Below are 22,023 nucleotides of genomic sequence, written 5' to 3'. Positions count from 1 at the left end.
TGCAAGGGTTTAGGTGTTTAATCATCTCGGGAGAGCCCCTTAAATACCCCTGCAAAACAGATAAAAATTCGACGACTGAGGTTATTCTACACCATGCTACCACTGAATTCAAGTGCCTAGGAGGCAAAAAAATATGTCTCTGTCGATCCCCCGGGGTTTTTACCTTATCGGAGGTCGACAGAGACATTCAGCTCCTTAGACAATAAGGGCTAGTTCATTTTTCTCTATCCCAATAACATCCCTAGCTGTATATCTCTCACTCCGCCAGGTGTAGAATATAACGCTATCCGATTCATGGTCTATTTTTTGCTTAACCTCCGCCTTAAGTTTCGCGAGAAGTCCCTCGGAGAGCTCGCCCTCAAGGACGGAGTTTTGAACCCAGTTGAGGTACTTTCGCCCTGTTTTCAACATCTTAGCGACTCGTCTCTCTCCTACGTCGTATATCATTATAACAAACACCAGCGCTCACCACCCAGAGACGTGAGGTTCATAGGTTTGATCCCCTAGTATGTGCTTCTCCAGCTTGTGGACCTCCATCCTCATAAGCCCCCGATAGCTTACCTTTCTCTTGAGCCTTGGATGGTCGATGGTCTGTTGCAACCGCTCCTCCCAGGCCGATACCACTATCTTCCGCCCTGACTCCTGGAGGTAGATCCCACCGGAGGGGCCGTCGTCGAAGTGCTTGGCCTGGATGACCTTCTTGTTTATCAGGGAGAATATAATCCTATCGACCAGGATTGGCTTGAATATCTCCGCTACATCCAAGTTCAGGCTGAATCGGCGAAAGTTGGTCTCGTGTAAAAATCCTATCCGAGGGTCCAGGTGGGTTCGGTATATCTGAGACAGGGCGGTGACGTAACACATAGAGTTTAGGAAGCTGATCAGGGCATTCATCCTGTTCTGAGGAGGCCGACGAGATCTGACGTCGAAGGCGAAGGAGCCCCCTCCGGTGATGTGATCGAAGGCACTGTAATATGCCTCTCGACCGTTCCCCTCAAGGCCCATTAGCTCCGAGACGTTAACCGCACCGACCATTACGTTTCGATATTCCTCTATTCTGGACAGGGCAGGTATAACTCTATCAACTCCGCGCCTTCGATAATAATGGAGGACTATCCTCATGTTGTCCATAGACCCCTCGACGAATCGCCTGGCTATATCCATCCTTTTGTGGTTATCGACAAAGTGCTTTGCCTGGGCGAGGATAACCGCTCCGGAGTTCAGGTATTCCCTGGGATAATAGCTGCCTTGATAGTATCCGTGATGGTTGAAAAAATGCAGTCCCATCTGCTTTTCCGTGCAGAATTCCAAAAAACGCTTGTTGACGTTGACCTCACCGAAAATCAGCAGTTCGTCCGTCGTCTCCACGGGGAAGTGCTTTCTGCCCTCTTCGGTCTCAAGGACAATGGTGTCTCCCTTTCTCTTAAGGTCACCGGACGAGAAGATATAAACAGTCTTTCCCACTTAAATCACCTCTTTTCTAGCTCCAGCAAAACTCAGCGTAGGCACAGCCATTGCAGTAGCGACACCACTGTGGCGACGGAGGGTTTTCCTTTCCGCAGATTTCCCTTATATAGCCGTACAGATCCGACAGGTTTTTTATGGCCTCCTGCGAAAGGATAACTTCCTCCCGTCGCTTCTCAGCTGGAACCATAAGCACCCCCTTGGCGTCCACGCCGGACAGAGACAGCTCATAAAGATAGTGACAAAGCTGCATTCTAGCCGCCTCTATAGACTTACTGCTTTTCTTTATCTCGCCGATAACCAAGGTCGTGCCCTCGGTCCTCATAACGTCAAACCTGTTGGCCCCGAAGGGAACGCTTTTTCTGTCTCGACTGTAGGAGTTTCCGTCTATCAATCTCCCTATCAGGAGATGATCGTTGCCCTGATCCTGAGATATTTTCCGAGATTCAAGCCAAAGTTGTCTAGAACAGACGGAGGCACTCTGAACCAGAGTGCCTCCGATTTCCATGGTCTCCGAGTTCACGGGACCACCTCCTTAATGTTTTATGCGAAGCAGGATTCTATGGATGGCTCCAGGATCCCGCCTAAGAAAGGATCGTAGGTCATGTCGCAGAGAATTTGCCCTCTGTGGGCGGAGGAGTGATCTTTGGCGTACCATACCGGAACGTCGAGGCTGTAACGACGCCACTGAGGAAGGGGAATCTCGGCGATAACGTCGAAAAGGGACTGAGGTATAACGGTAACGGTAGGATAGGAGCTTATTCTAGTCTTTTGGTCCTTCTCTCGCCCGGCACTGTCCCACACCCCAAGAAGATCCTTAGCGGATTCATCCCCTTTCAGCTTGCCGTCCCTGTATCTGGGGACATCTTCAGGGGAGATTTCGCCGTAAACCCTGTCCACAAGCCCATCGATACCGAGAGGAAGCTCTTCTATGGTCCGTTCCAATATTCTGCCACCGCCGTCGTCGGAGTAGATCTTGCAGGCCACGTCGGAATACCGTAAGACCACTATTTCGCCGACGACACCCTCCCGTCCTCGCCTGTTTATCCTTCCAAAACGCTGTATTAGGCAATCCGGGGGAGCACATTCGGTGAAGAGAACGTCGTAATCCAAGTCAAGTGAAACCTCTACAACCTGTGTCGCTATGAGCAACGACGCACCTTCCACCTTACGCTCCAGCTCAACCCTGTCTTTCATGATAAAACGGCTGTGTAGACAGAGAGGGGATAGGTCCCCAAGCTCCCTGGTTATCCTCTGGCACAGGTCGATGGAGTTTGCCACAACCATGGTCTTTTTTCCCATAGACACCGATTTTCTGATATCGTCCAGAACCGATGGGTCGTCAAGGGGAAGATCTCTCACGGAAACAGACCTATCGGGAGAGGTGACCAAACCTCGCAACACAGGAGCCCCCAGCCTTCGGGAGAAAAAATTCTGGGCCGACATGGGCATGGTGGCGGTCATGACCAAAAACTCAGCCCCTGTGCGGGAGAAACGGTCTATAGCCGAGGAGATCAGGCCCATGGTCCAGCCGTCGTAACAGTGTATTTCGTCCAAAATGATGGCCCCATTGGATGCGAAGAACTCCTTCATGGGCCATCTTCCCCAGGAGAAGGAACAGGATAAGAGCTGATCGACGGTGCCAACTGTTATGGGCTTTATAAATACACCGTCCTGGAGGGATTCAAGCCTCGATTTGCCGTCGTCAGGCTCATCCTCTCCCTGTCTGTCGAGAAAAGCCGTTGAGTGAGCCAGCCCAACGTTATCCTCCCCAAAGATGTCTCCCAGCCGCCTCCACATGGCGGTAGCGGTGTTTCTGGTCGGCAAAAGATAGAGTATCCTGCGATCCTCCTGCCCGAGTTTGTTGAGGGCCCAGAGCAAAGAGCCCTCGGTTTTGCCGCTTCCGGTAGGAGCGACGACCAGGCCATTACCGTCGATAGAGCCCATCTCCACCTGAAAGGGACGGAAGCCTGTAAAAGCGGTGCCTCGATTCTCGCACCGGGCCCGAACCACTTCCCCAAGGCTCTTCTCGTCGCAGCGGACCGCCGGAGCCAAGACCTTGCCGGCGGAACCAAGCCAGTCGGCGGTGCAGAGGCTCCCTTTGATGAACACCAGTAGATCTCTCGCCATCGCCCAATTCCCACCTAGCCCCCTTTCCATCAGGAGAGGCAACTGTTTTCCCATAAGCCTGTATGATTCACCGTAGGGAACCCATTTTTGGGGAGGGCTAAAATCGGGAAAAACATACCCCATCCGGTCGAACATCTCTTTCGCTATGTCCAGACCATGGTCAGCCCCATCGGGGTAGATCTCGGGGTCGTCTTTGGAGCTGTTCTCCGCCCAACGCCTCTCCCTGTCAAAGCGGCTGAGCTCCGAGTCCACCGGGAGATGATGTCCCAGGACCGCCAAAGAGGCCAGGGGGAAGTTAGGCAAATTCAGGTCCTTCCAGATTGCGGCCTCTGCCCTGAAAACCCAGGGAAGGGATAGCATTTCGTGACGATAGTTTTCGTCGGTACATCTTCTTCCCGCCCTGACCGCCTCCATTCGCCTCTGAAAGGGCTCGGACAGTTTGCCTAGGTCGTGCAAAGACAGGGCCAGGAGGGACCACGCCATGAGTGACCGGGAGGGAATTCCGTAAAGCCCCTCTAGCCTGTCCAAAGGGCCACGATGGCGCTCCATTATGGAACGCCATCCATCGAAGGTCGCCATTAGGTGCTGTCTGTAAGTCTGATCGGGCTTTGCGTACCAAATCACAGCAGGGGAACCCCCTTGTTCTCCCACACTATTCCCATGACATCCTGTTCAAGCTCAAGTTCGTTGTCCACGAAGGTAAAGGGCTCCTTTGCGACGACCCGTCTTTCGCCTTTGACTCCCTCGTAGCTGGTGGGGAGCAAAGACACCATAGGGGGATGGATCGGCCTGTTCAGAGGGACGTTTTTAAGGTCTATCGACATGCGACAGCGACCGGCGAGACTTCCCCTGACAAGGGTATTCTTTAGCCTCCTCAACGGGACCAAGGATACGTCCCTCATAGCCACAGGAGTATCCCAAAGGGCCAGATCGTCGCTGCTCCCCAGGGAAAGGGCGTATTTAGGGGAATTAAAAACCCCTCTCAGCTCCTCGATGGTACCGCTGTCCTTAGAGACCAGGAATATCTCGGTCTTGAGCCCTATCATAAGCTCTCTTATCAAAACGGAGGTTATGGTCTCCTTGCCCTTTATCTTTCTATGTTTCCAAAGGTCTTTCGCCCTTCCGTCGGAGGTGCCTATAACCCCGAAACGGATGCCCTTTCGGACGACGTAATCCTGAGCGGAAAGATAGTCCAGTCCCAAGGCGGCCCCGACGATTCCCGTCATGGCGGTGAGGGGAGGCAGAGGCAGGGTCGGCTGAAAACCATGACATTCAGGAACCCTGAAGGAGGCGGACTGGGCCCGAAGGCCCAGCCTCAAAACCTGTAGAGCCTCCATGGCCCTACACTCCCTCGGAGTAAGCCCGGTCCACCCAGTTCTTCATGATGTCGAAGGCCTTGCCGATAGGACAGGTTCCCTCGGGGACCGCCCCAAAGACTCCGTCCCTGGCTCCATAGACGTGCTCGGTCACCAAAGAGCCACAGGCCTCCAAAGCACCGGCGAGGGGAGCTTCGGGAACGTCGTCGCAGTGAACCAGCAGGGACTCGAGGAAGAGGGGGTTTTTGGCGCTCATAAGGGCCCCAGCCACGAACTTAGGGGAGATGTCAGCGAGATAACGGCTCTGTCTGCCCGAGCTCCAGAGAACCCTGAGGGAATCGAGAAGGGCATTGACCCTCTTTGCCCTTTCGTCGGAGGAGAGGGGAGCCTTAAATCCCTCGTCCGCACCGACCCTGTCCAGCTCTATGAGGACCGTTCCACGATAGAAACCCGAGTGGATCTCGGTCTCGAAGATATTGGGATTTCCTCCGTCTTTGACGGACATGTAGTTGGTCCCGAAATCCAGGTCTCCACGGAAGGGAGAGAGGGCGACCAGAGGTGATACCCTGACGGGAGAGGTCCTTTTGGTCGCAGCCTGCCCCTTGACGGTTCCCATAAAGCCAAAGAGATCGTCGTCGATATAGGAGGCGGGATCCTGCAAGGTGGTGGCGGCCCCTTTGTCGATAGTGGCGGCCTGTCCCTGGGAGAGAGGCCAGCCCATGGCTCCGAGCTGATCCCTGAGACCCCTCCTGGTCCACTGGGAGGATCCGTAGGGATATTCGGCGTCGCCGCTGGTGAACTTCTTGATACTGGAGAGGTTGTCCGCCTCTTTGTCGCTTCCGTTGAGGCTGGCGAGGCTGGTCTTGACGAGATAGGTCACGGTAAGGCAGTTGTTCTTCATGGTTACAGCACCTCCTGGGTATTATTGCCCTGCTTGGAGCTCTGGGCGGCGAAATAGCTGTTAAGGGCACAGATCATGCAATACTGCTTAAACTCTTGGAAATTGGCCTCTGAGAGAGCCCCTCCGTATATGTCCGGCGGGATCACCAGCCCCCCTGCCATCCTAAACTGCAACCGGTTAAGCTGCTCCATAAAAGTGACCATAGAACGGCTCCGTCTGAGGGAGTAGAGGCAGCTTCTGCCCCGCTTCTCACCTTTTTCCCTGTCGTTGGAGCCAGCTATGGAACCGATTCTCTTGCCCAACCGAACCGCCGCCTCACGATACTCGTCTTTCATACCAACAGTCCTCCTTCCGTTTTTCTCGTAAAAGACCACGAAATCCACCAAGGGCGCTATGTAGGCCCTGTCCTTTCCTCCGAACAGGTGATACACGAGCCTTTCGGTGGCCTCTAAGATCGACCTTCCGTTAAGCATCGCCCTGCATATCCGGTCTCTTATCAGGGTCTTGTCCTTTTTGGCGTCCCAGTCGACGAGGAGCGCCATGACCTTTTTCAGGTCTTTACCCTCTTTTTCCAGGCAGTCAAAGAGCCTGAATATCCACCGAGTGTCGGTAAAAGGCCACAGGGATTTGATGCCCTTAGGCTGGGTATGGGGGTCCGCAGCGAGTACGTAAAAGCCCAGATCCCCCTGGGAGGAAACCAGGTCCAGCAGCTCGTCTATTTCAAGAGGATCGTCCTCCCCTCGGTGATTTTTAAGGGTGACGTAGAGGTGATGGAGAAAGGCCAGGGTCATCTCGCTTTCCCTGCTGAAATAATCCCCAAGCCTTATGTCGAAGTTGTAATAGCCGTTAGGGTCCTCGTCCTTCATGGCCTTCATTGAGGGCAAAAACTCCTTTAGGGCCTCCATGGAGCTGCTGAAGGGGAAGTAGGCGAACAGCATTCCGCCGGAGGACCTGAAAAGGCCTACAGCGGGGGTAAAGAGACCGGTAAAGGCGCACTTCCAGCAGGCTTTATCAGGCTTTCCCCCCTCGGGATTGAAAGAAAGCCCTGCGCTGTTGCCTCCAAGCAGGGGAAAGACGGTGGATTTTACGTCCACCGCCTTAGAGGTCCTTCCTCCGCACAGGGCACAGACGTTCTTTCCCTTTTTCCCCTCCTCCGACATAAAGAGCTCCGCTTTCGGTCGAATCTCGTTCGGTCCGTCCAGCAAAAGGTTTTTACCCGTGGGCTTAAGACCCTGCTGGTCCAGAAAACGGTCCAGCGAAGGCTGAAGTTGGGCCAGACTATCGGGGAGATCCCCTGCTTTACCTTTTTTCCAGCCGACTTGGGTTACGGATGCCGACGGTGGGTTGTCGTAGACCATCTGGGCTATGCCGTAGGTCTTCTTTTTAGGGAAGGGAACGAAGGTCTCGGTTTTGGTGTCCAGATAGAAGTTGTATCCCTCTTTGTTGTCCCGCTGTTTCTGGGTGGAGACATCGTAGTATCGGGCCACTAGCCTGTCGTAGGCGGCCATAAGAGCCGATTCCATTAGGGAAGGCTCTCCCTCAAGGGAAAGCCCTTCCGAGTCCAGGGAGAGCTTTACGTCTCCCTGGCAGATATCCTTCAACATGGACCAAAGCCCCAGCAGTCCACAGTCCTGCCAGAAGTGACCGGCCCTCCCGAATCTCAATAGCTTCTCATTGGGCATTTCATCGCTCCTTTCTCACGAAAAAACCGCTCACCTCTCCGGTGCCTCCAGGCATCCCCAGCCGCCGGAGTTCTTTGCCCCTATGCCTGCGTCCAGGGCCAGCTGTAGCAGAACGTCCGGGCCCTCCAGCCGATACTTTCCCCACCATCCCACGATAGGGACGGTGTCTTTAGGCCTGAACATGGCGGCCTGTTTTCTCGGCTCCCCAAGAGGTATGACCTTCACCACCTCCTGAGGTATCTCCTCGCCGGGGTATATGAGGGAGAACTTCTTCTTCAGGTTGCCGTCAATCTGGGCGGCGAACTCCTGGTCCTTCGGGCCGTGATAATGTACGAAAGGCTTTCGGTCGCCAGACTCTGGCTCGGTGGTGTAGCAGGTTATAGGGGAGAGAGCCTTTACGGTTACCGAGTTGTTCTTTGGGGCGGGGCGAAACACCTTTACCTCAACGCATTCGAGCTCGTTGTTCCCGATTCTGAGCGGCCCGCCGCACAGTGCCCCTCCCGATATCTGCTCCAGAATGCGGTTTAGAGGTGAGGTTACCACCACCTGAAGAGGGGCCTCAAAGGAGATGGCCCCGTCCTCCATCCTGGGCCTGCCCTGTCCCTTGGGCCAGGAGAAGGAAAACAGCTTGAAGCGGCGGTTATCCCTCTCGAAGCCCACATCGTGGAGGACCTGGGCGAAGGACTTCTCGAAAAGACCGTAGATCATGGCCTGAACCAGGTGCAGGTTGGCCCTTGGGAGACGAACGGTGTTGCCTTTGACGGGAACTAGGTGCAAATCCAAACGCATAGCTGATACCTCCAATTCATAAATGAAACATCCTAAAAAAGATAATCTTCCTTTTTGAGGGTAAAGTCAAGACAGAGCGTAAAGCCCTGCCTTTTAACTTTATCTACGAAGCAACAGTACAGGAACGAGGAGAAGGGCCATAAGAGGGGAGAAGGCCCCAACGGTACAGCCACCGCCGCCGCTGTCGGAGGATGATCCCGGCACGTCTGGAGTCGGTGTCGGGGTCGGAGTCTCAGGCACTCCATCCCTTTTAGCGTTGTAGGTTATGTTGACCGTCGCCCGATAGCCCTCGATGTAGGTGGTTCCCTTACAGGTCATGGTGGCGGTGTTCTCGTCCAGTATGACGCAGTGCCAGGTCAGACCGCCGTCGGAGAAGGTGTAGGTGTTGTCGGTGTTGTGATAGTTCATTGGAATATCTTCCCTGAGAGAGTAGGTCTGAGTGTAACCGTTGGTGCTGCTCAACTTCCACGTGGATTCCTCGATAAATCTGGTGATCCACTCATCCCCGGCCTCTCCGGTGGATTCCACCCTGGCGACGCCGCTGATGACGGCGGATACCGTCTCACTAGATCCGGCCACGGTTCCGGTGCCAGTTCCGGTGAAGTTCCAGGTTCCCCTGCCCAGATAGGGCTGGGAGGCCCAGGAGGCCTGGACCGCACAGAGGGAGATAACGAGGACGACTAACGCAAGCAATTTCTTCACTGATATCACTCCTTAAATTTTTATAGTCCTTAGATCTCAAAGGTTACATTCGAGGCCCTTTCGGCGGCGATCTGTCACAGTTCAATGTGTCTCACCTCCTGAGCAAGCTATTCGTAATCCCAGTCCTCCCAAAAGCCCGCCTGACTGGGCAGGAATCCCCTTCCAGCATGGGAACACGTTTGAGAAGGACAGGAAGCAGGGGTATTGCCGGAGGGGGAGGCCTTAACCTTCACCACCGGCTCAGGGGGGACATAGGTCGTCCCAAGGGCCTTAGCCAGGCTTTCTGGGGAGGCGAAAACCTCGTTTATCCTACGGACATCCCCGAATCTGCCCTCAAACTTCATGAATTTAGTTAAAACTTTGTCGAAGGACTGCATCATATTCAAGGTAATCATTCCCTCATGCCAGGGTATGCGGTTTTTCTCGCAGTATGACTCCAATCTCTCCCAGTAATCTCTCTTTTTAGCCTTAAAATATGCCTCAAGGGACCGAGTAACGGAGTTTCTGTCAAACCTGTCGTTCCAGTTTAGGCGCGCCACCAGATGAATGGCATAGGAATCGCCGATGTATTTAGGGAACCGTTCCCTCATATAATCGTATTTGTCGAACACGATAGTTCCTCCTTTCAGGTAGCGCGATCACTTTATATTTATCTTTCTAGAGACATTAGATGCAAGGGCAACCAAAGACGTCACGACGAGCATGGACCACATCGCCAGGGACATCCTGCACAGGTCGGTAAAACAGCCTTTATCCAGCCAGAGGAGAACCTTATAAATCCAGTAAATATCGGAAAAGACTGGAACAAAAACGGTGACAACGGTGCTCCACAGATCTCCCATGGTGGCGGCGATAAGGCAGGTCCAGCAGTGAAACAGAAAGGCCATAAACAGGTAAAACCAACCTAGATCGTCCCAGAAGAAGCTCCTTTTCTCCTGTGGGATCGCTGTCTCGTACCATCGGCTCATAGCAATTCCTCCTTCCGTATTGCCGCATCAGGAAGCCGGTCTTGCTATATATTTATCTTTCTAGAGATATTTAGACATAAAACAAGCGGCCCCCGTTTGAAGGGGACCGCTTGCTAGAAAAACATTCTCCTGGCTCAGTCCAGATTCCGATAGATATCCGACCTGGACACTAACCGAACCACCAGAACGACCAAGATGTCGTCTTGAACCTGGTAAATAATCCGATATTCCCCAACCCTGATTCGATAGAGAAAATCGCTGCCTGTCAGCTTACGAACTCCATGAGGTCTAGGCTCGTCAGAAAGGGAGAAAATAGCCTCGCTTAGCCTCTTCCGAGTGGCTTTATCCAGCTTCTTTAAAGCCTTCAAAGCGGAGTTTTTTATATCTACCCGATAACCTCTGTCTCTCAAAGGTCGAGCTCCTTAACCGCGTCCTCCCAGGAGGTGGTTCCGTCGTTTTCGGCTAAAGCCCTAAGGGCAAGCTCAAGATCCACTTTATCCTCAAGCCTCTCAAGAAGCTCGAGATCCTCCAAAGGTACAATAGCAGCGACGGATTTACCTCTGCGATCTATCAGTATCCGCTCTCCACCGTAGCTGACCCGGTTAACCAGGTCAGAAAAGTTGGATCTAGCCTCCGCTGTGGTTACTTTCCCAGCCATCGAAATCTCCTCCCCCTGGATGTTTTGTACATAAAGTACTTACTGTACATTTTACGCCACAGAATCCGGTTTGTCACCATGGGGAGGAGATAACTCGGCTATTCCGGCATGACGAACAGTCTGGGGGGCTTGGCCTTTAGGTCGTTTTTGGCGATCTTCACCGTTATATCCTGCCCCATCTTAACGGTCTCCTTCATCGCCGCCTCAAACTCCTTGGCCGCCAGGCAGGCCGCCGATTTGTCCTCGAAGCGAACTACCTCTCCGTCCTCCACCAGGGAGAACTCGAGCCTGTCGGCTTTTTTCTTGTTGGTAGAGGGGATCCTGCGGACCGTTATCTTCTTGCCCTCGGCGTAGGGATCTTCCTTCGGAGGCTCAGGGGGGAGGAGCTCTCCCTCCCAGTTGAGCTGTCCGTAGCCGCTGGAGGTTTTGCCTCCTACACCCCACTTGCCCAGAGCCTCTTTAACCAGCTCGGTTGCCAACTTCAGCCAGCCCTGGCCCTCTTCGGAGGGGTCGTCGCACTCTATAACCACCTGAAAGGAGCCTGAGACCGACAGGAATGACACCGGGACGGGGGAGTCGAAGTCCGTCGGGGCGGAGACACCTTTATCTCCGTAGTAATCCTGATGATGGGGGGTCATTATGTCCCTACAGACCTTCCGTCCCAGAGGCTCTATGAGGGCGTCGTGAAAGATTATATGACCCTGGTCGTCGGTGGTCCCGAATATGACCGAGTGGGCCTCTCCTCCCTCTTTGAAGGAGTCGTCCGCCTCGCCCCAGATCTTGTGGCAGTAGTGGGCTGCCACCCCTTTGATGGAGCTTCCCGGTATGACCGGCGTGCCGTAGGTGTGATGCAGGGTGAGCCCCGTCTCGGTGGGGCTGGCCCCTCCTAGTCCACAGACCAGCCTGTCTTTGACCTTGAACTTGTTTATGGAGACCGTCGTGCCCTTTCCGGCCCAGGACCTCTCCCAGCGGGAGAAGGCGGCCTTGTAGAGATCCCCTTTGCCTATAGTGTTCGACGCCAGGTCGAAGTAGGCATCCCACACCGCAGGATCTCCCTGATCGGAGTTTTTCTGTTCCGGAAGATAACGCTGTAGAAAGAGCCCTCCGTGGGAGATGCTCGACCGGTCAAGTCCGGCGATGGCTTCCCTCATGGCTTTCATGGGATCACCCCTTGTCCTCGATAAGGCCGTCGGCGTACCTCTTGACCCAGCCAGCGGCGTCCATGGCCTCCCGGGATTTTCTCATGTAGTCCCTGAGCTGGAAGTTCCTTACCGATTCCTGAAAGTCCTCGCTATTGCCCTGGTGATCCAGCGTGGCCATCAGGTCCTCCACGACGTCGCCGTGTTTTTTCGATATGGCGAAGGCCAGTGCCTGGGCGAGGCCACAGCTTTGGATGAGGGCGGGGAAGGATCTAACGAAGCTCTTATACTCTTTCAGCTTTTTATCCCTATCGGATCCGCCAAATCCCTCGATCCTATCGCTGACCGCCTTAAAGGCCCTCTGGGCGAAACGCTGTTCTCTGGTAACCGTCATGGTCGTCACCTACTCTCCCTGAAAGGACAGGGATACCCTGCCTCTGCCCACTGTGGCCTTTCCTCCGACCTGGAGGCCCAGCTTGCCGGAGCAGAACCCCTTGACCAGCTCGTCCTCGGAGACTCCCTTTACTGTCACCTTGTCGCACCACACCATGCCGGCCAGTATAGCCTCAGAAGGTAGTGCCTCCTCGTACCACAGCCCACCGGTGGCGACAACGCCGTTTTCGGGGTTGATGCGGATCCTCGCGTCGACCTGGGTTCCCATCTCCGAAAGGTAGTTGAACACCTCGTCGGACAGGACGACGAACCGCCTGGCGAACTCACCACGCCACCCCTCGTCCTCCGGGAAGACCTGACCCGCCAGGAACTCCGCCCATTTGCCCACGTCGTCGCAGCCCTCACTGGGGACGTCCAGATCCTGGAGGTAGAGGGTATCGTCGCCTAGGACGGTCTCTTTGGAGGTAAGGGCCTTTTCGCCGGAGAGGGAGGGGACTTTCAGATCCTCCAGGCCGGGCACTACCCCGGTCAGGTCCCGGCTAAGCTGCCTCAGGACCATAGATGACGTACACCAGGCGAAGGTTCCGTAGAGGCTCTGAACGGGCAGACAGACTATTCGGGCGTCGGAGAAGACCAGAGCTCCGGCGTTGGAACTGTCGTCTCCGGCGGTGCCGAAGGCGGCTTTCTTCTTGGCACAGTCCTCCCTGCCCTTTCCTGCGGAGGCATGGTGATGATCTGCCAAGACACCTTTTACGGCGCTTCCGGGGATGTAGGGCCAGCCTGTGACCTTTTCCCTGGCGATAGGCAGGTCTATATGGCCCACCCCTCTGCCGGAACCTACGTGAAGGGGGGACAGGCCGTGGATCCAGTAGCTTTTGGTTATTCTATCGTTCATGATATTTCCTCCTGTTCTATTATTTCCACAGGCCCCACAGGACCAGTCCGAGTCCGTCGTTGCGGTGAACCTCACGATCGCTCATGGGCTTCAGCCACGTCTGGGCCAGTTCCTCCGCCGATCCCTCCAACAGCCTGAGGAAGTAGACGCTCCCTGCGGGGACCATACGGTAGAGGGGCTTGGGCCTTTTGGTCTCGTAGGACCAGCCCGAGAGGGCCTCCCACCGTCCGGTGGATGCCGACACCAGTGAGACCTTTACCGACGTGCCGGGGACGAAGCCCTCCCCTTTGTCCTTGAGCCATCCAGGCATCCAGCCACCGTCGAAGACCGCCGAGGTCCCAAGCACCAGACGGACGCCGTCCCCTGGTCTGAGGCCCTTCAGTGCAGCTCTAATTTCGTCGGGACAGCTCCACAGGTCCTCGTCTTTCGACCGATCCCACCGGGCCAACCGCCTCTCCCCGCCGAGAGGATGATGCCCCCCGACAAGAGAGTCGGAGAGGTCCTTAGACTCCACCTTCAGAGACAGCGAAAGACCTTCCTTTCTGAGGTCCAAGGCGGTGGTTGAAAAGAGCATTCCCTCCAAAGAGGCCCCGGTTAAGGGATCTATGGCCACGTGGACCCGATCCTCTTTGTGGGGCAGATCCATGACCCTATCGCCATCCGCCGGAACCTCCCTGGATTTTCCAAGCAACCAGGAGACCATGAGGTCGGAACGCCAAAGAGGAGGGACCGCCGAGGGCTTAAAGGCCTCTTTAGGTTTAGGGTCCATCGCAGGTAGGAACTCCAGACCGAGGTCGGTTCCACATCCCTCCTCCACTTTTTCAGGACGGAGGACGAACACCTCCCGGTCGTCCTTATCGCCCTTTTTTATAAGAACGTCCTTAGGGGCGGGAAAGAACAGCCAGCTCTCGTCGCATTTGGAGCTCAGGGGAAGGGGTCCGTAGACCTCCATCGCCTTCAAAGACGATACCAGCCCCTCGTCGAAAGAATCCCCTGCCCTCTTGCCTACCATGGTCCTGAGAGACCCTGCCACGGTTGAGGCCCTGGGCCAGTCCAACGAGTGCATTCGACTGCCGTTGCCGAAGGGCCTGCCGTCTCTTGCTATCACCGGGTCTTTAGGGGTAATACGGAAAGTAACCATCACGACTTCACCTCCATAACAGGTCCCAGATGTCTGGCGACCAGAAGCTCTGACACCAGCTCTTTAAGGTTTTCCACCGAGGTAATAGTCTCGACGATGGCCTTTAGCTCATCGGCGACCTCCTTAGAGTCTCCTCCGACGGACCGCTTTTTGCCTAAAACGCTGAAGACGTCCGCCGGTATAGCCTCTTTTATGGAGGACTGGTCCTTCCAGTTGCCGTAGAAGCCCTCCATGGACCGAAGCTCGTAGGGGAACCGAGAGGAGATGACCTCCTCGTCGAAGAGCCTGGCCCAGAGCCGAAGCCGCTTATCCACGGTCAGGTCGGCTACGGTGGAATCCCACCTCTTCCTGAATCCGATAGGGGCGTTTCCTCTCGACCGGACGACCACCGCCAGGCCGTTTCTGTCGGTGCCTTTGGCCTTTGCCTCCGCCTCGTCGGCGAACTTGAGCAGGTCCTCCAGAGGCTCTAAAAAGTGGCCCACTGCGATGCCAACCGACAGGGTCGGGGTGTCCGATACGACGCTCTTAACGAAGCTTCCATTGAAAGCGTCCGCAAGCTCTCTGGCACACTCGAGACAGCTGTTCAGGGGCAAAAAGGCGAGAACGTCGTCCCCTCCGGCGTAGATGCACTTGCCTCCGTGTTTCCCCACGATACCGTGGGCCTTCGTGGCGAAGGACGCCAGCTCGGAGGAAAAGGTCCTATGTCCCTCGGGGGTTTTGATGGACGATATGGCCGCTCCCATTTTGTCTCCGTCGGCCTTCAGCACCGCCAGATAGGGGTCCGGCTCGCCGATTCTTTTGACCAGGCCGTTCAGGGCCATTTTAACGGCGTTCAGGTCTCGGCCGGTCTCCTCCTGGACCTGGGCAATTCGGAAGGGGAATACCACGTCGCTCAGGCTGATGCCTCCAGCCTCTCCTTGGGCTTTCTTCAAGCGGCGGAACTCCTCGGGAGCCTCCTTTTCGACCCGGTCCATCCAGGGCTTGGCGGCGAAATGCTCCACCGACGGGAACTCGTCCTTAGCCCTCATCACCGATGGATTGCCCCCTCGTTTGATGAGGCCCAAAGCGTCCAGGGCCTCGGTGGACTTGAGCCGGAGCCTGAGCTTCCACATAGGGTTCCTCTCCAGAAGCTCCTCCACACTCTCCCTATCCTTGAGAACCGACTCGCTTCTGCCGTCTAAAGAGGACTTTTCGATCTGACGGCTCTCTGGATCGGCAAGCTGGACGAAGTCTCGACAGTTTTTCCTGGCCCCCATGAGGCGGCCAACTTTGTCCCTGGCGACGAGGTAGTCCTCCGATCCGTAGGGGACCCAGACGGCGAAGAACTCCAGGGCCTGTTCTATCTGGTCGTCCCAAAGGTCTCTGTTGACCAGCTCTCCGTACTCTCCAAGGACCTGGTCTCCGTAGTCCTTCAGGACCGACAGGGCCTTTTCCCTGGCCTGACTGACCACTTTCGCTGGATCCCCATCGGGAAGCTCCGCCAGTATGACGTTGGCAACGTTAGGGTCTACGCCGTCGGAGACGTTCAGGGAGTCCTCCTGAGGAAAGATGAGCTCGCCACCGCTGTCTTTGACCGACCGAGCGGTCTCCATGCATATCTCCGACAGGAGCCGGGAGCCGAACCACAGGTCCCTGGTCCTCCTGGCGGCGGCGATAAAGGGCTGGACGGGACCGATGGATATGTTGATCAGGTGGGCACTCATCGGGACACCTCCTGAAAATCGTGATTTTTGACGGCATAGGCCATGAAGGCCTCCAACGCATCGCCAGCTTTAGATCTTCCAGCCATAGGGGAATTGGGATAGGAGGCGGCTCTAGAATCCACCACCGAATCCATTCCGCCTTCCCAGACATCACGGCCCTTCTCCAGCACGATTCTATCGGGCAGAGGGGCGTTCAAGACCACGATCATGGGAACCGCCCTATCCTCCGATATAGCCAGAGGCTTTATGATAAGAGGACTGGCCATTCGATCTTTCTTGTCCCTCCCGATCTTGGGGTACAGCTGGGTATCTCCCGGATCTCCGGTCCTTTCGTCTTTAAAATGGGTGATGATAGGAAGTCCAAAGGCGGCCCTGGGGAAGCTCTCCTCCGGTTTAGAGCTGTCCGGGACGTGCTCGGGAGAGTAGGTCCTGAGCAACCGGCGGATAGAGTCGGCCTCGGGCCAGCGAGATCGCCCTGGACGATTCCCTTCCCCTTTATTACGTCCCAAGTTTTCCCCCTGACGAAAGTTGCCGTATAAACTGGAAAGCTCCTTCCAAACGGAAATGGCTTCTTTCGACCCCTTTCCCAAAAGCAGGCCCCTAGCCAAAGTTGGGTAGTCAGAGTCTGCCGAGACGGTGCCCAAATAATCCCCGAAATGATCTTTCATCCAATCGTTCAAGTCGTCGTCCTTGTTGGGAGAGAGTTTCTCACAGAAAAGCGAGCCCGCCCCCCTACGGGTCCTGGCGCCTAAAGCCCCAAAACATACCCATGCTCTGAGGGCAACCTCCAGATCCTCTTTAAACTCAGCAGGGCAGTTAATTCCCAGAGAAAAGCTGGTTCCTAGGGCAGCTTTAGAGGGATCCTTCTCCTTGCCCCTCTGACGGCTACCTTGGAAGGGGAAACATATATAGCCGGGGAAATCTTCGTTGAATTTCGGGAAGTTTTTGCCTTGAGGGAAGGAAGCACAGGAAAAGATACTGCCTAACCTTTGGTCTGATACCCATATCCTCACCGGGCTGGCTTTTTCCGTGTCCCCCCATATCTGGGACTCCCTGTGGTAAAGCTCCTGGGAGGAGCTGAACTTTCTGCCGCAGGTGGCCCTCCACCAAAAACGAAGGTGTCCTCGGATCGCCGTTCCCCGGACAGGGTGTTCTCTGTCAACCTCTCCCGCCTTGACCCCTCCTCCGAAGAGAGGGGTTACAACGGATATGGAGTAGGTATCGGAGAAGCCCGGCGTCAGGCCCTCCTTTGGTCTTGCCGGAGGGGTTTTGCCTATAGAACGCATAGGATCACTCCTTTCTTTAACCTCAACCTCTTTAATCTACACCAGTTTTAGTTTTTCTCCAAGCTCGCTGTTTACTTCCGACGGAAAGGGCCTGACGAAGCCCTGGTGGCGAAAGATCATCATTTTTCTGACCGAACCGTCGGGAAGTCGCTCCTCGGTGCAGTCCCTTTTTGTGTAGGAGTAGATAGGCTCTATGCCCCTCTCGACGAGGGCTCGCTCTAGGTAGGCCATAAGGTAGGGGGCCCCTCCGATCATGGCTGCGGTGGCCCCTTCCCTTTTGGCTACCGAGGCCAGATCCCTAGCCCGGGCCTCTACCTCCTCCATAGAGGGAAGGTCATCGAAGGTCAACAGCTTGGTCACCTCTTGCCTCACCGAAACCTCCCTGACTCCGTCCAGTTTCTGCTCGTCGGTTATGGAATGCTGGGTCAAGTTGACTATATACAGGACAATCCCTCCCATAAGAACCTCTCTCTGTGCCTTTGGACCGTCGAGGTGGAGACCTCTAGCCTGATGGCCCTTTCCCTGACGCTCTGGATACCGCCGTGAACCTCAAGATCCTCCACGAAGGCCCGGTGGATTCTATCGTAGCTTTTTGAGGTGGTCCCTAGCAACTCCATCCTCCTGGGCTGGTCCAGACTGTTCAAACCCTCTAAAGACAGCTCCGTCTTGCCTAAAACCGCCAGGCTACAGTCGTCTCCGGTCCTCATAGAGAGCGATCTTTTCAGGTTTTCCTCTAAAGCCCTGGAGACCTCCCGACCGGATGCCATGGAGCACCACTCCACCATGGCGGCACAGCCCGAGGCGGCGGACCGGTCCGCTCTGCGATAGAGGGACTGGGCCGATCCGTCGGACATGAGGACGAAGCCAGCTGCGGAGGGGGACAGTTTTCCCCTGTACAGCCGGAAGTGGGCCTCCCCATCTGCACCGGTGAGGAAAAATGTCTGGTTTGCGAACTCCCCTCCCTCTGGGTGGCTGAGCACCTTAGGGCCTTTTTTTGTGACCTGGACTATGGCCCCATCGCCTATATGACAGGCCAGATATCTGTCGCCACGGACCGCCACGGCCAGGAGGGTGCAGGCCAGATCCCCTGGGGAACGACCATCCTCCTTTGCCCTGGCCTCCAATTTTTCCAGGACCGTCCGGTACAGCTCCCGGGCCATAGCCCCTCTTTTGCCTTTTGAAAGGCCGTCGAAGTTCAACGCCATGGCGGCGGCGACCGACTCCACCGCCAGCTCCGCCCCTATATGGGAAAGGGACCTCGAACCCGCTCCGTCCGCCAGGGCTATTGAGGTGACCCCTTTTCGCTTTAATAGATAGGTCCTGTCCTGACATGGAGCGCCGGTCTTAAAGTGGTCCCTCCCTCGACACTTAGCCTGTGCCCCGGTCCAGAACCTCATGGTGATCGGGGCAATTCCCTCTAAAGCCGACTCCATCCCTCGATACCCTTCACGTCCAGCTCGACCTTTTCGCCGGGAATGGACTGGGAAACCCGAGAGACGCTGGAGCTGAGCCACCGGAAGAACTGGCTGAAATTGAGTTCTTTGAGTTTCAATGGAGAACGGGTCGGTGAGAAGTTGGCCAGGGTATCGGTGCAGGCGTTGTCCCCTATGGCTATGGGGAACACTGTGAGCTTTCCCTTTTCCACCAGCGAGCTGGTTTTAAGGGCCGCCATCTCCCAGTCGTCCGTGGGCTTGCCGTCGGTCATGAGGACCATCCAGGGCTGGTAGTAGTCCACTCCGAGGTTCTTGTATATGTCCTTTCTCCGCTCCATGGTCTCGAGGGCCAAAGAGACCGCCTTTCCCATACAGGTCTTGCCTATGGCCTGAAGCTTCGGCACCACACATTTCTCAAGCGGGCCGAACTCCACGTCCTGAGAGACGTCGCTTCCGAAGGATATTACGTTGACCTCCGCGGCGTATCTCGCCACATCGTCGTCCATGAGAGACCTAAAAAACTGCTCCACTCCCCGGTTGAGCTCGTCTATAGGGGCGCCTATCATAGAGCCGCTTACGTCCAGCACCAAAGAGACCGGAACTCGAGGGGTAGGGTTCTCCACCATTTCGTTGTTATCCAGTATCATGTCGAGACTTGCCATTGGTTATTCCTCCTTAGTTTTTTGTGGGGGCTTTCGCCCCCTTGAATTTACTTTTCTAGAGACGTCTTCCGTAACCGCTGGCCTCCACGAAGGAGCGGGAGACCTCCCTACAGTCGGGACAGGCGGCGGGGATGAAGCCCTTTTGGACCTCGTCGGCTTTAAACTTAGGGGTTTCGTAGGTATGGCCGCAGGAGACGCATCTGAGGGTCACAGGCTCCCGACAGGCGTCGCAGTAGATCGGCCTCCGGCGGCTGGTCAGGTTCTCCACCAAAAACTGGGGCATAGGGAACCGCTCCTTGCAGCGGTCGCACTCCACCAAAACGTCCTTACGGCATTCGTCGCAGTAACAGTCCTTTCCCTTTTCCTCCAGACTATCGGCGACGGAGGAGCTGATCTGGAACCTTTCGCCACAGCCGGGACAGATCCTCTCAACAGGATCCACCAGCTTGAGGCCCTTTGGGAATATCTCGTCGGAGACGTAACCTCTATCCAGGTTCTCCCTGTACTCCTTCAGAAGCTCCAGCCAGCGGTAGGCGGGAATCCGGTCTCCCCGGTTGAAAACCGCCTCAAAGCCGTCTTTTATGGCCCGAGGGAGGTTGCTGAAGATGTTCCTCCACGGCCCCCTTGGGACGTTCTCCCCTCGTTTCTCCCCGACGGCGTAGGGGAAGTTGCCCAGCTTTATGTTCTCACCGGGATTGCCCCCTCCCTGGTGGGAATAGGGTGGCTTGCCGGGAAGGAGTATCATGAAGATAAGGGTCGCCAGGGCGAACTGCTCCTGCTCCTCGGTGCGGAGGAAAGACTTGAAGTCCCTGCCCTGTATCTCCGGGGCGGTGAAGGTGACGGTGCCCACAGGACAGGGATAGTTCTCCACCTGATAGCTGTCCACGTCGACGAACCACAGCTTCTCATCCTCTGATAGCAGTATGTTCTGGGTGTTTATGTCCCCTAGAAGGACGTTTCGACGGTGCATGGCCCCTATTCTCTCCACCACCTCTATTGCCAAAGACACAAGGTTTTTCCTGGTCCAGTGGGGGAATAACCTCTCCATGTTTGCCCTGACCGACAGGACGCTCTGGAGCGATCTGCCCTGGGCCCTGTCCATGAGGTAGCCTATAAACCTTCCCTTACCGTCTCGAACGAGCTCTCTGGGCCAGCAGACCCCCGATGTAGAACAACCAGCCTCGACCATGAGGGCCAGCTTGTCCTCAAGGGCAGGGGAGAGCCTGTCGGGCCGGTATATCTTGCAGACCTGATCCGAGTCGGTGAGCCAGCAGGCCCCCTCTCCCCCTTGGCCCAGAAGCTCGGTCAGGGTCAGGGGCAATCCGCCGGAATAGACCACGTCTCCCGACTGGAAAGATTCCACCATCTCCCCGATAGGGGCGAAGATAACCGGAGCTGTCCCTATAGCGAATGGCCTGTCCTCCTGTTGTACCTGAACCTGTCCGTAAAACCCTCTGTTGCCGTGGGATATGAGCCTCTCGCCGTCGCTGGATATGCCGAAGAGCCCCATAGACCTTTTGCCCTCCACCGACGCCACGAACTCCAGCGCCGAGAGGTCCTTGGCCAGCTTTCTGTCCTGGGTTATCAGGCAAAGGTCGTAGTGGGTCATAAATCTGACGAACAGGGATAGAAAAAGCTGGTCCGGGAATCGGTCGCCCTCCTCCCCTCTTAGCTCAAGAAGGCCCTGTCTCTGATACTCGCAGAGCACCCTATAGCCGTCCCTCGCCAGCTTCCCTCTGCGGGAGTCCTCCTGGTTGAACTTCCTGAGCTCCTTCACCACCCCCATAGGGACTATGACCTTCGCCCCGGTCTCTTTGAGCCTGGGGGCCAGGTTATCCAAAAAGAACCTAGGGGCCCTCCGGTGCATCAGGCTACAGGTATCCACGAATATCCGCCCTCCTGGGGCCATGTATGGATCTATATCGAACATCGCTATTCCTCCTTAGTAGGCATCTCTAAAAACTCACCTTTGAGTCCCCTCGGAGAGACCGTCCCGCCTGCGCCCTGTTTCGCCCAATCGTATACTCGACCTGCCTGTTCCGTACGAACCGCCTCGGAGGGCACGTCCTGTGCCCCCTCGGCTTGGGACGACGTCCTGTCGTCCCATTCGACTACACAACGGCATGTCGAGTATACGGGCTCAAATGGGCTACGTCGGAACGGTCTCTCCGAGGATCAGCGTTTTTAGAGGTTCCCTAGTATTTATCTGCCCTACGCTATATATTTATCTTTACAGAGACATAGTTCCTCAAAAAAGGGGAGATGGCGAAGTTCGCCACCTCCCTTGAGCTCCTAAGCCTCTTTAACCAAAGGCCTGGAGACCACCTCGCCTCTGTAGGACCAGCCAGGGGACTGAACCAGAACGTCCTTGGCCTCTCCGTCGCCGAACTGGGACCCCTCGTAGATATAGCCGTCAATGTCGTTCAGGGAGAGAGTAAGTTTGGTCCCTACTGGGACGATCTCCTTAAGCCCCGATTTCTTGAGGAACCGAACGACCATCCTGACCGTCGTGGCGGTGGACTCGAGCTCCTGAGGTATCGCTCCCTCGGACCTCAGCTTGGCTATTCTGCCCTCAGAGGCGTAGAGCTGGTCCAGCAAACCTCCCCATGTAGGGGCGTTGAGCTCCCTGAAGAAGTCCACCGATGCGTCCTGGGCGGCCTCCTCTCTCACCGACTTAAGCTCCTCCTCCAAAGACTCGAGCTGCTGCTGGGTTATCTCTAGAGAGGACGTCAGGTCCGAGACCCTGACCTCCAGCTCGGCG

Annotated in this window: 24 protein-coding genes; all 24 read right to left on the bottom strand. The window is 55.8% G+C overall.

Translation table 11 applies throughout. From position 1 onward, the window contains the following. Positions 1-195: 195 nt before the first annotated feature. The gene (cas2, locus tag B9Y55_RS10815) at positions 196-459 is read right to left on the bottom strand and encodes a CRISPR-associated endonuclease Cas2 (protein ID WP_085545370.1); all 264 of its coding nucleotides are present in this window, start codon (positions 457-459) and stop codon (positions 196-198) included. 6 nt (positions 460-465) lie between these two features. Then, on the bottom strand, positions 466-1,464 hold the full coding sequence (cas1b, locus tag B9Y55_RS10810; protein ID WP_085545369.1) for a type I-B CRISPR-associated endonuclease Cas1b: 999 nt from the start codon (positions 1,462-1,464) through the stop codon (positions 466-468). Positions 1,465-1,480: 16 nt separating this feature from the next. Beyond that, positions 1,481-1,987, bottom strand: a complete 507-nt coding sequence (gene cas4, locus B9Y55_RS10805) for a CRISPR-associated protein Cas4 (RefSeq protein WP_234986219.1) — start codon at positions 1,985-1,987, stop codon at positions 1,481-1,483. Positions 1,988-2,007: 20 nt separating this feature from the next. Beyond that, a complete protein-coding gene (locus B9Y55_RS10800) occupies positions 2,008-4,218 on the bottom strand; it encodes a CRISPR-associated helicase/endonuclease Cas3 (RefSeq protein ID WP_085545368.1) in 2,211 nt (736 codons plus the stop codon). Continuing rightward, a complete protein-coding gene (gene cas5, locus B9Y55_RS10795; protein ID WP_085545367.1) occupies positions 4,215-4,931 on the bottom strand; it encodes a CRISPR-associated protein Cas5 in 717 nt (238 codons plus the stop codon). The genes B9Y55_RS10800 and cas5 overlap by 4 nt, the downstream gene beginning before the upstream one ends. Before the next feature lie 4 nt (positions 4,932-4,935). Then, positions 4,936-5,811, bottom strand: a complete 876-nt coding sequence (cas7i, locus tag B9Y55_RS10790; RefSeq protein WP_085545366.1) for a type I-B CRISPR-associated protein Cas7/Cst2/DevR — start codon at positions 5,809-5,811, stop codon at positions 4,936-4,938. A 2-nt stretch (positions 5,812-5,813) separates the two neighbouring features. Then, entirely contained in the window at positions 5,814-7,475 is a 1,662-nt protein-coding gene (locus B9Y55_RS10785; protein ID WP_143340919.1) for a hypothetical protein, read from the bottom strand. A 48-nt stretch (positions 7,476-7,523) separates the two neighbouring features. After that, positions 7,524-8,282, bottom strand: coding sequence for a CRISPR-associated endoribonuclease Cas6 (cas6, locus tag B9Y55_RS10780; RefSeq protein ID WP_085545364.1), 759 nt, complete (start codon positions 8,280-8,282; stop codon positions 7,524-7,526). Between the two features lie 99 nt (positions 8,283-8,381). Then, positions 8,382-8,984, bottom strand: a complete 603-nt coding sequence (locus B9Y55_RS10775) for a Synerg-CTERM sorting domain-containing protein (RefSeq protein ID WP_085545363.1) — start codon at positions 8,982-8,984, stop codon at positions 8,382-8,384. A gap of 107 nt (positions 8,985-9,091) precedes the next feature. Next, positions 9,092-9,595: a hypothetical protein gene (locus tag B9Y55_RS10770; RefSeq protein WP_085545362.1), complete on the bottom strand. Its 504-nt coding sequence runs from the start codon at positions 9,593-9,595 to the stop codon at positions 9,092-9,094. Positions 9,596-9,622: 27 nt separating this feature from the next. Continuing rightward, positions 9,623-9,952, bottom strand: coding sequence for a hypothetical protein (locus B9Y55_RS10765; protein ID WP_085545361.1), 330 nt, complete (start codon positions 9,950-9,952; stop codon positions 9,623-9,625). A 134-nt stretch (positions 9,953-10,086) separates the two neighbouring features. Continuing rightward, positions 10,087-10,362 (bottom strand): type II toxin-antitoxin system RelE family toxin, encoded by a 276-nt coding sequence (locus B9Y55_RS10760; RefSeq protein ID WP_085545360.1) that lies wholly within the window; start codon positions 10,360-10,362, stop codon positions 10,087-10,089. Beyond that, entirely contained in the window at positions 10,359-10,610 is a 252-nt protein-coding gene (locus tag B9Y55_RS10755) for a type II toxin-antitoxin system Phd/YefM family antitoxin (protein ID WP_085545359.1), read from the bottom strand. The genes B9Y55_RS10760 and B9Y55_RS10755 overlap by 4 nt, the downstream gene beginning before the upstream one ends. Positions 10,611-10,708: 98 nt before the next feature. Then, entirely contained in the window at positions 10,709-11,770 is a 1,062-nt protein-coding gene (gene cmr6 / locus B9Y55_RS10750) for a type III-B CRISPR module RAMP protein Cmr6 (RefSeq protein WP_085545358.1), read from the bottom strand. A 4-nt stretch (positions 11,771-11,774) separates the two neighbouring features. Next, positions 11,775-12,143, bottom strand: coding sequence for a type III-B CRISPR module-associated protein Cmr5 (gene cmr5 / locus B9Y55_RS10745; RefSeq protein ID WP_085545357.1), 369 nt, complete (start codon positions 12,141-12,143; stop codon positions 11,775-11,777). A 9-nt stretch (positions 12,144-12,152) separates the two neighbouring features. Next, positions 12,153-13,037, bottom strand: a complete 885-nt coding sequence (cmr4, locus tag B9Y55_RS10740; RefSeq protein WP_143340918.1) for a type III-B CRISPR module RAMP protein Cmr4 — start codon at positions 13,035-13,037, stop codon at positions 12,153-12,155. A 19-nt stretch (positions 13,038-13,056) separates the two neighbouring features. Next, positions 13,057-14,178, bottom strand: a complete 1,122-nt coding sequence (gene cmr3 / locus B9Y55_RS10735) for a type III-B CRISPR module-associated protein Cmr3 (protein WP_234986220.1) — start codon at positions 14,176-14,178, stop codon at positions 13,057-13,059. Further along, positions 14,178-15,881: a type III-B CRISPR-associated protein Cas10/Cmr2 gene (gene cas10 / locus B9Y55_RS10730; RefSeq protein ID WP_085545355.1), complete on the bottom strand. Its 1,704-nt coding sequence runs from the start codon at positions 15,879-15,881 to the stop codon at positions 14,178-14,180. The genes cmr3 and cas10 overlap by 1 nt, the downstream gene beginning before the upstream one ends. Next, positions 15,878-17,167 carry a type III-B CRISPR module RAMP protein Cmr1 gene (cmr1, locus tag B9Y55_RS10725; RefSeq protein WP_085545354.1) on the bottom strand — a complete coding sequence of 430 codons (1,290 nt, stop codon included), beginning with the start codon at positions 17,165-17,167 and terminating at the stop codon, positions 15,878-15,880. The genes cas10 and cmr1 overlap by 4 nt, the downstream gene beginning before the upstream one ends. A 36-nt stretch (positions 17,168-17,203) precedes the next feature. Further along, a complete protein-coding gene (locus tag B9Y55_RS10720; RefSeq protein WP_200806670.1) occupies positions 17,204-17,626 on the bottom strand; it encodes a hypothetical protein in 423 nt (140 codons plus the stop codon). Beyond that, complete coding sequence (locus B9Y55_RS10715; protein WP_085545353.1) at positions 17,602-18,600, bottom strand: PP2C family serine/threonine-protein phosphatase; 999 nt, start codon at positions 18,598-18,600, stop codon at positions 17,602-17,604. The genes B9Y55_RS10720 and B9Y55_RS10715 overlap by 25 nt, the downstream gene beginning before the upstream one ends. Then, on the bottom strand, positions 18,585-19,262 hold the full coding sequence (locus B9Y55_RS10710) for a vWA domain-containing protein (RefSeq protein ID WP_085545352.1): 678 nt from the start codon (positions 19,260-19,262) through the stop codon (positions 18,585-18,587). The genes B9Y55_RS10715 and B9Y55_RS10710 overlap by 16 nt, the downstream gene beginning before the upstream one ends. Positions 19,263-19,317: 55 nt before the next feature. Further along, on the bottom strand, positions 19,318-21,192 hold the full coding sequence (locus tag B9Y55_RS10705; RefSeq protein WP_085545351.1) for a hypothetical protein: 1,875 nt from the start codon (positions 21,190-21,192) through the stop codon (positions 19,318-19,320). 362 nt (positions 21,193-21,554) lie between these two features. Continuing rightward, positions 21,555-22,023 (bottom strand): hypothetical protein (locus B9Y55_RS13305; protein ID WP_159448329.1); only part of this gene is annotated, 469 nt, incomplete at its 5' end.

Source organism: Dethiosulfovibrio salsuginis, assembly GCF_900177735.1.
Lineage (GTDB): Bacteria > Synergistota > Synergistia > Synergistales > Dethiosulfovibrionaceae > Dethiosulfovibrio > Dethiosulfovibrio salsuginis.
The sequence above is the reverse complement of the archived record's forward strand: the minus strand, read 5'-3'. Positions and strand labels throughout refer to the sequence as shown.

Bases quoted from the DNA above. Each gene is read 5' to 3' on its own strand.
- cas5 (WP_085545367.1), bottom strand. From the start codon at position 4,931: ATGGAGGCTCTACAGGTTTTGAGGCTGGGCCTTCGGGCCCAGTCCGCC.
- cas7i (WP_085545366.1), bottom strand. From the start codon at position 5,811: ATGAAGAACAACTGCCTTACCGTGACCTATCTCGTCAAGACCAGCCTC.
- cas6 (WP_085545364.1), bottom strand. From the start codon at position 8,282: ATGCGTTTGGATTTGCACCTAGTTCCCGTCAAAGGCAACACCGTTCGT.
- B9Y55_RS10765 (WP_085545361.1), bottom strand. From the start codon at position 9,952: ATGAGCCGATGGTACGAGACAGCGATCCCACAGGAGAAAAGGAGCTTC.
- B9Y55_RS10755 (WP_085545359.1), bottom strand. From the start codon at position 10,610: ATGGCTGGGAAAGTAACCACAGCGGAGGCTAGATCCAACTTTTCTGAC.
- cmr6 (WP_085545358.1), bottom strand. From the start codon at position 11,770: ATGAAAGCCATGAGGGAAGCCATCGCCGGACTTGACCGGTCGAGCATC.
- cmr5 (WP_085545357.1), bottom strand. From the start codon at position 12,143: ATGACGGTTACCAGAGAACAGCGTTTCGCCCAGAGGGCCTTTAAGGCG.
- cmr4 (WP_143340918.1), bottom strand. From the start codon at position 13,037: ATGAACGATAGAATAACCAAAAGCTACTGGATCCACGGCCTGTCCCCC.
- cmr3 (WP_234986220.1), bottom strand. From the start codon at position 14,178: ATGGTTACTTTCCGTATTACCCCTAAAGACCCGGTGATAGCAAGAGAC.
- cas10 (WP_085545355.1), bottom strand. From the start codon at position 15,881: ATGAGTGCCCACCTGATCAACATATCCATCGGTCCCGTCCAGCCCTTT.
- cmr1 (WP_085545354.1), bottom strand. From the start codon at position 17,167: ATGCGTTCTATAGGCAAAACCCCTCCGGCAAGACCAAAGGAGGGCCTG.
- B9Y55_RS10720 (WP_200806670.1), bottom strand. From the start codon at position 17,626: ATGGGAGGGATTGTCCTGTATATAGTCAACTTGACCCAGCATTCCATA.
- B9Y55_RS10715 (WP_085545353.1), bottom strand. From the start codon at position 18,600: ATGGAGTCGGCTTTAGAGGGAATTGCCCCGATCACCATGAGGTTCTGG.
- B9Y55_RS10710 (WP_085545352.1), bottom strand. From the start codon at position 19,262: ATGGCAAGTCTCGACATGATACTGGATAACAACGAAATGGTGGAGAAC.
- B9Y55_RS10705 (WP_085545351.1), bottom strand. From the start codon at position 21,192: ATGTTCGATATAGATCCATACATGGCCCCAGGAGGGCGGATATTCGTG.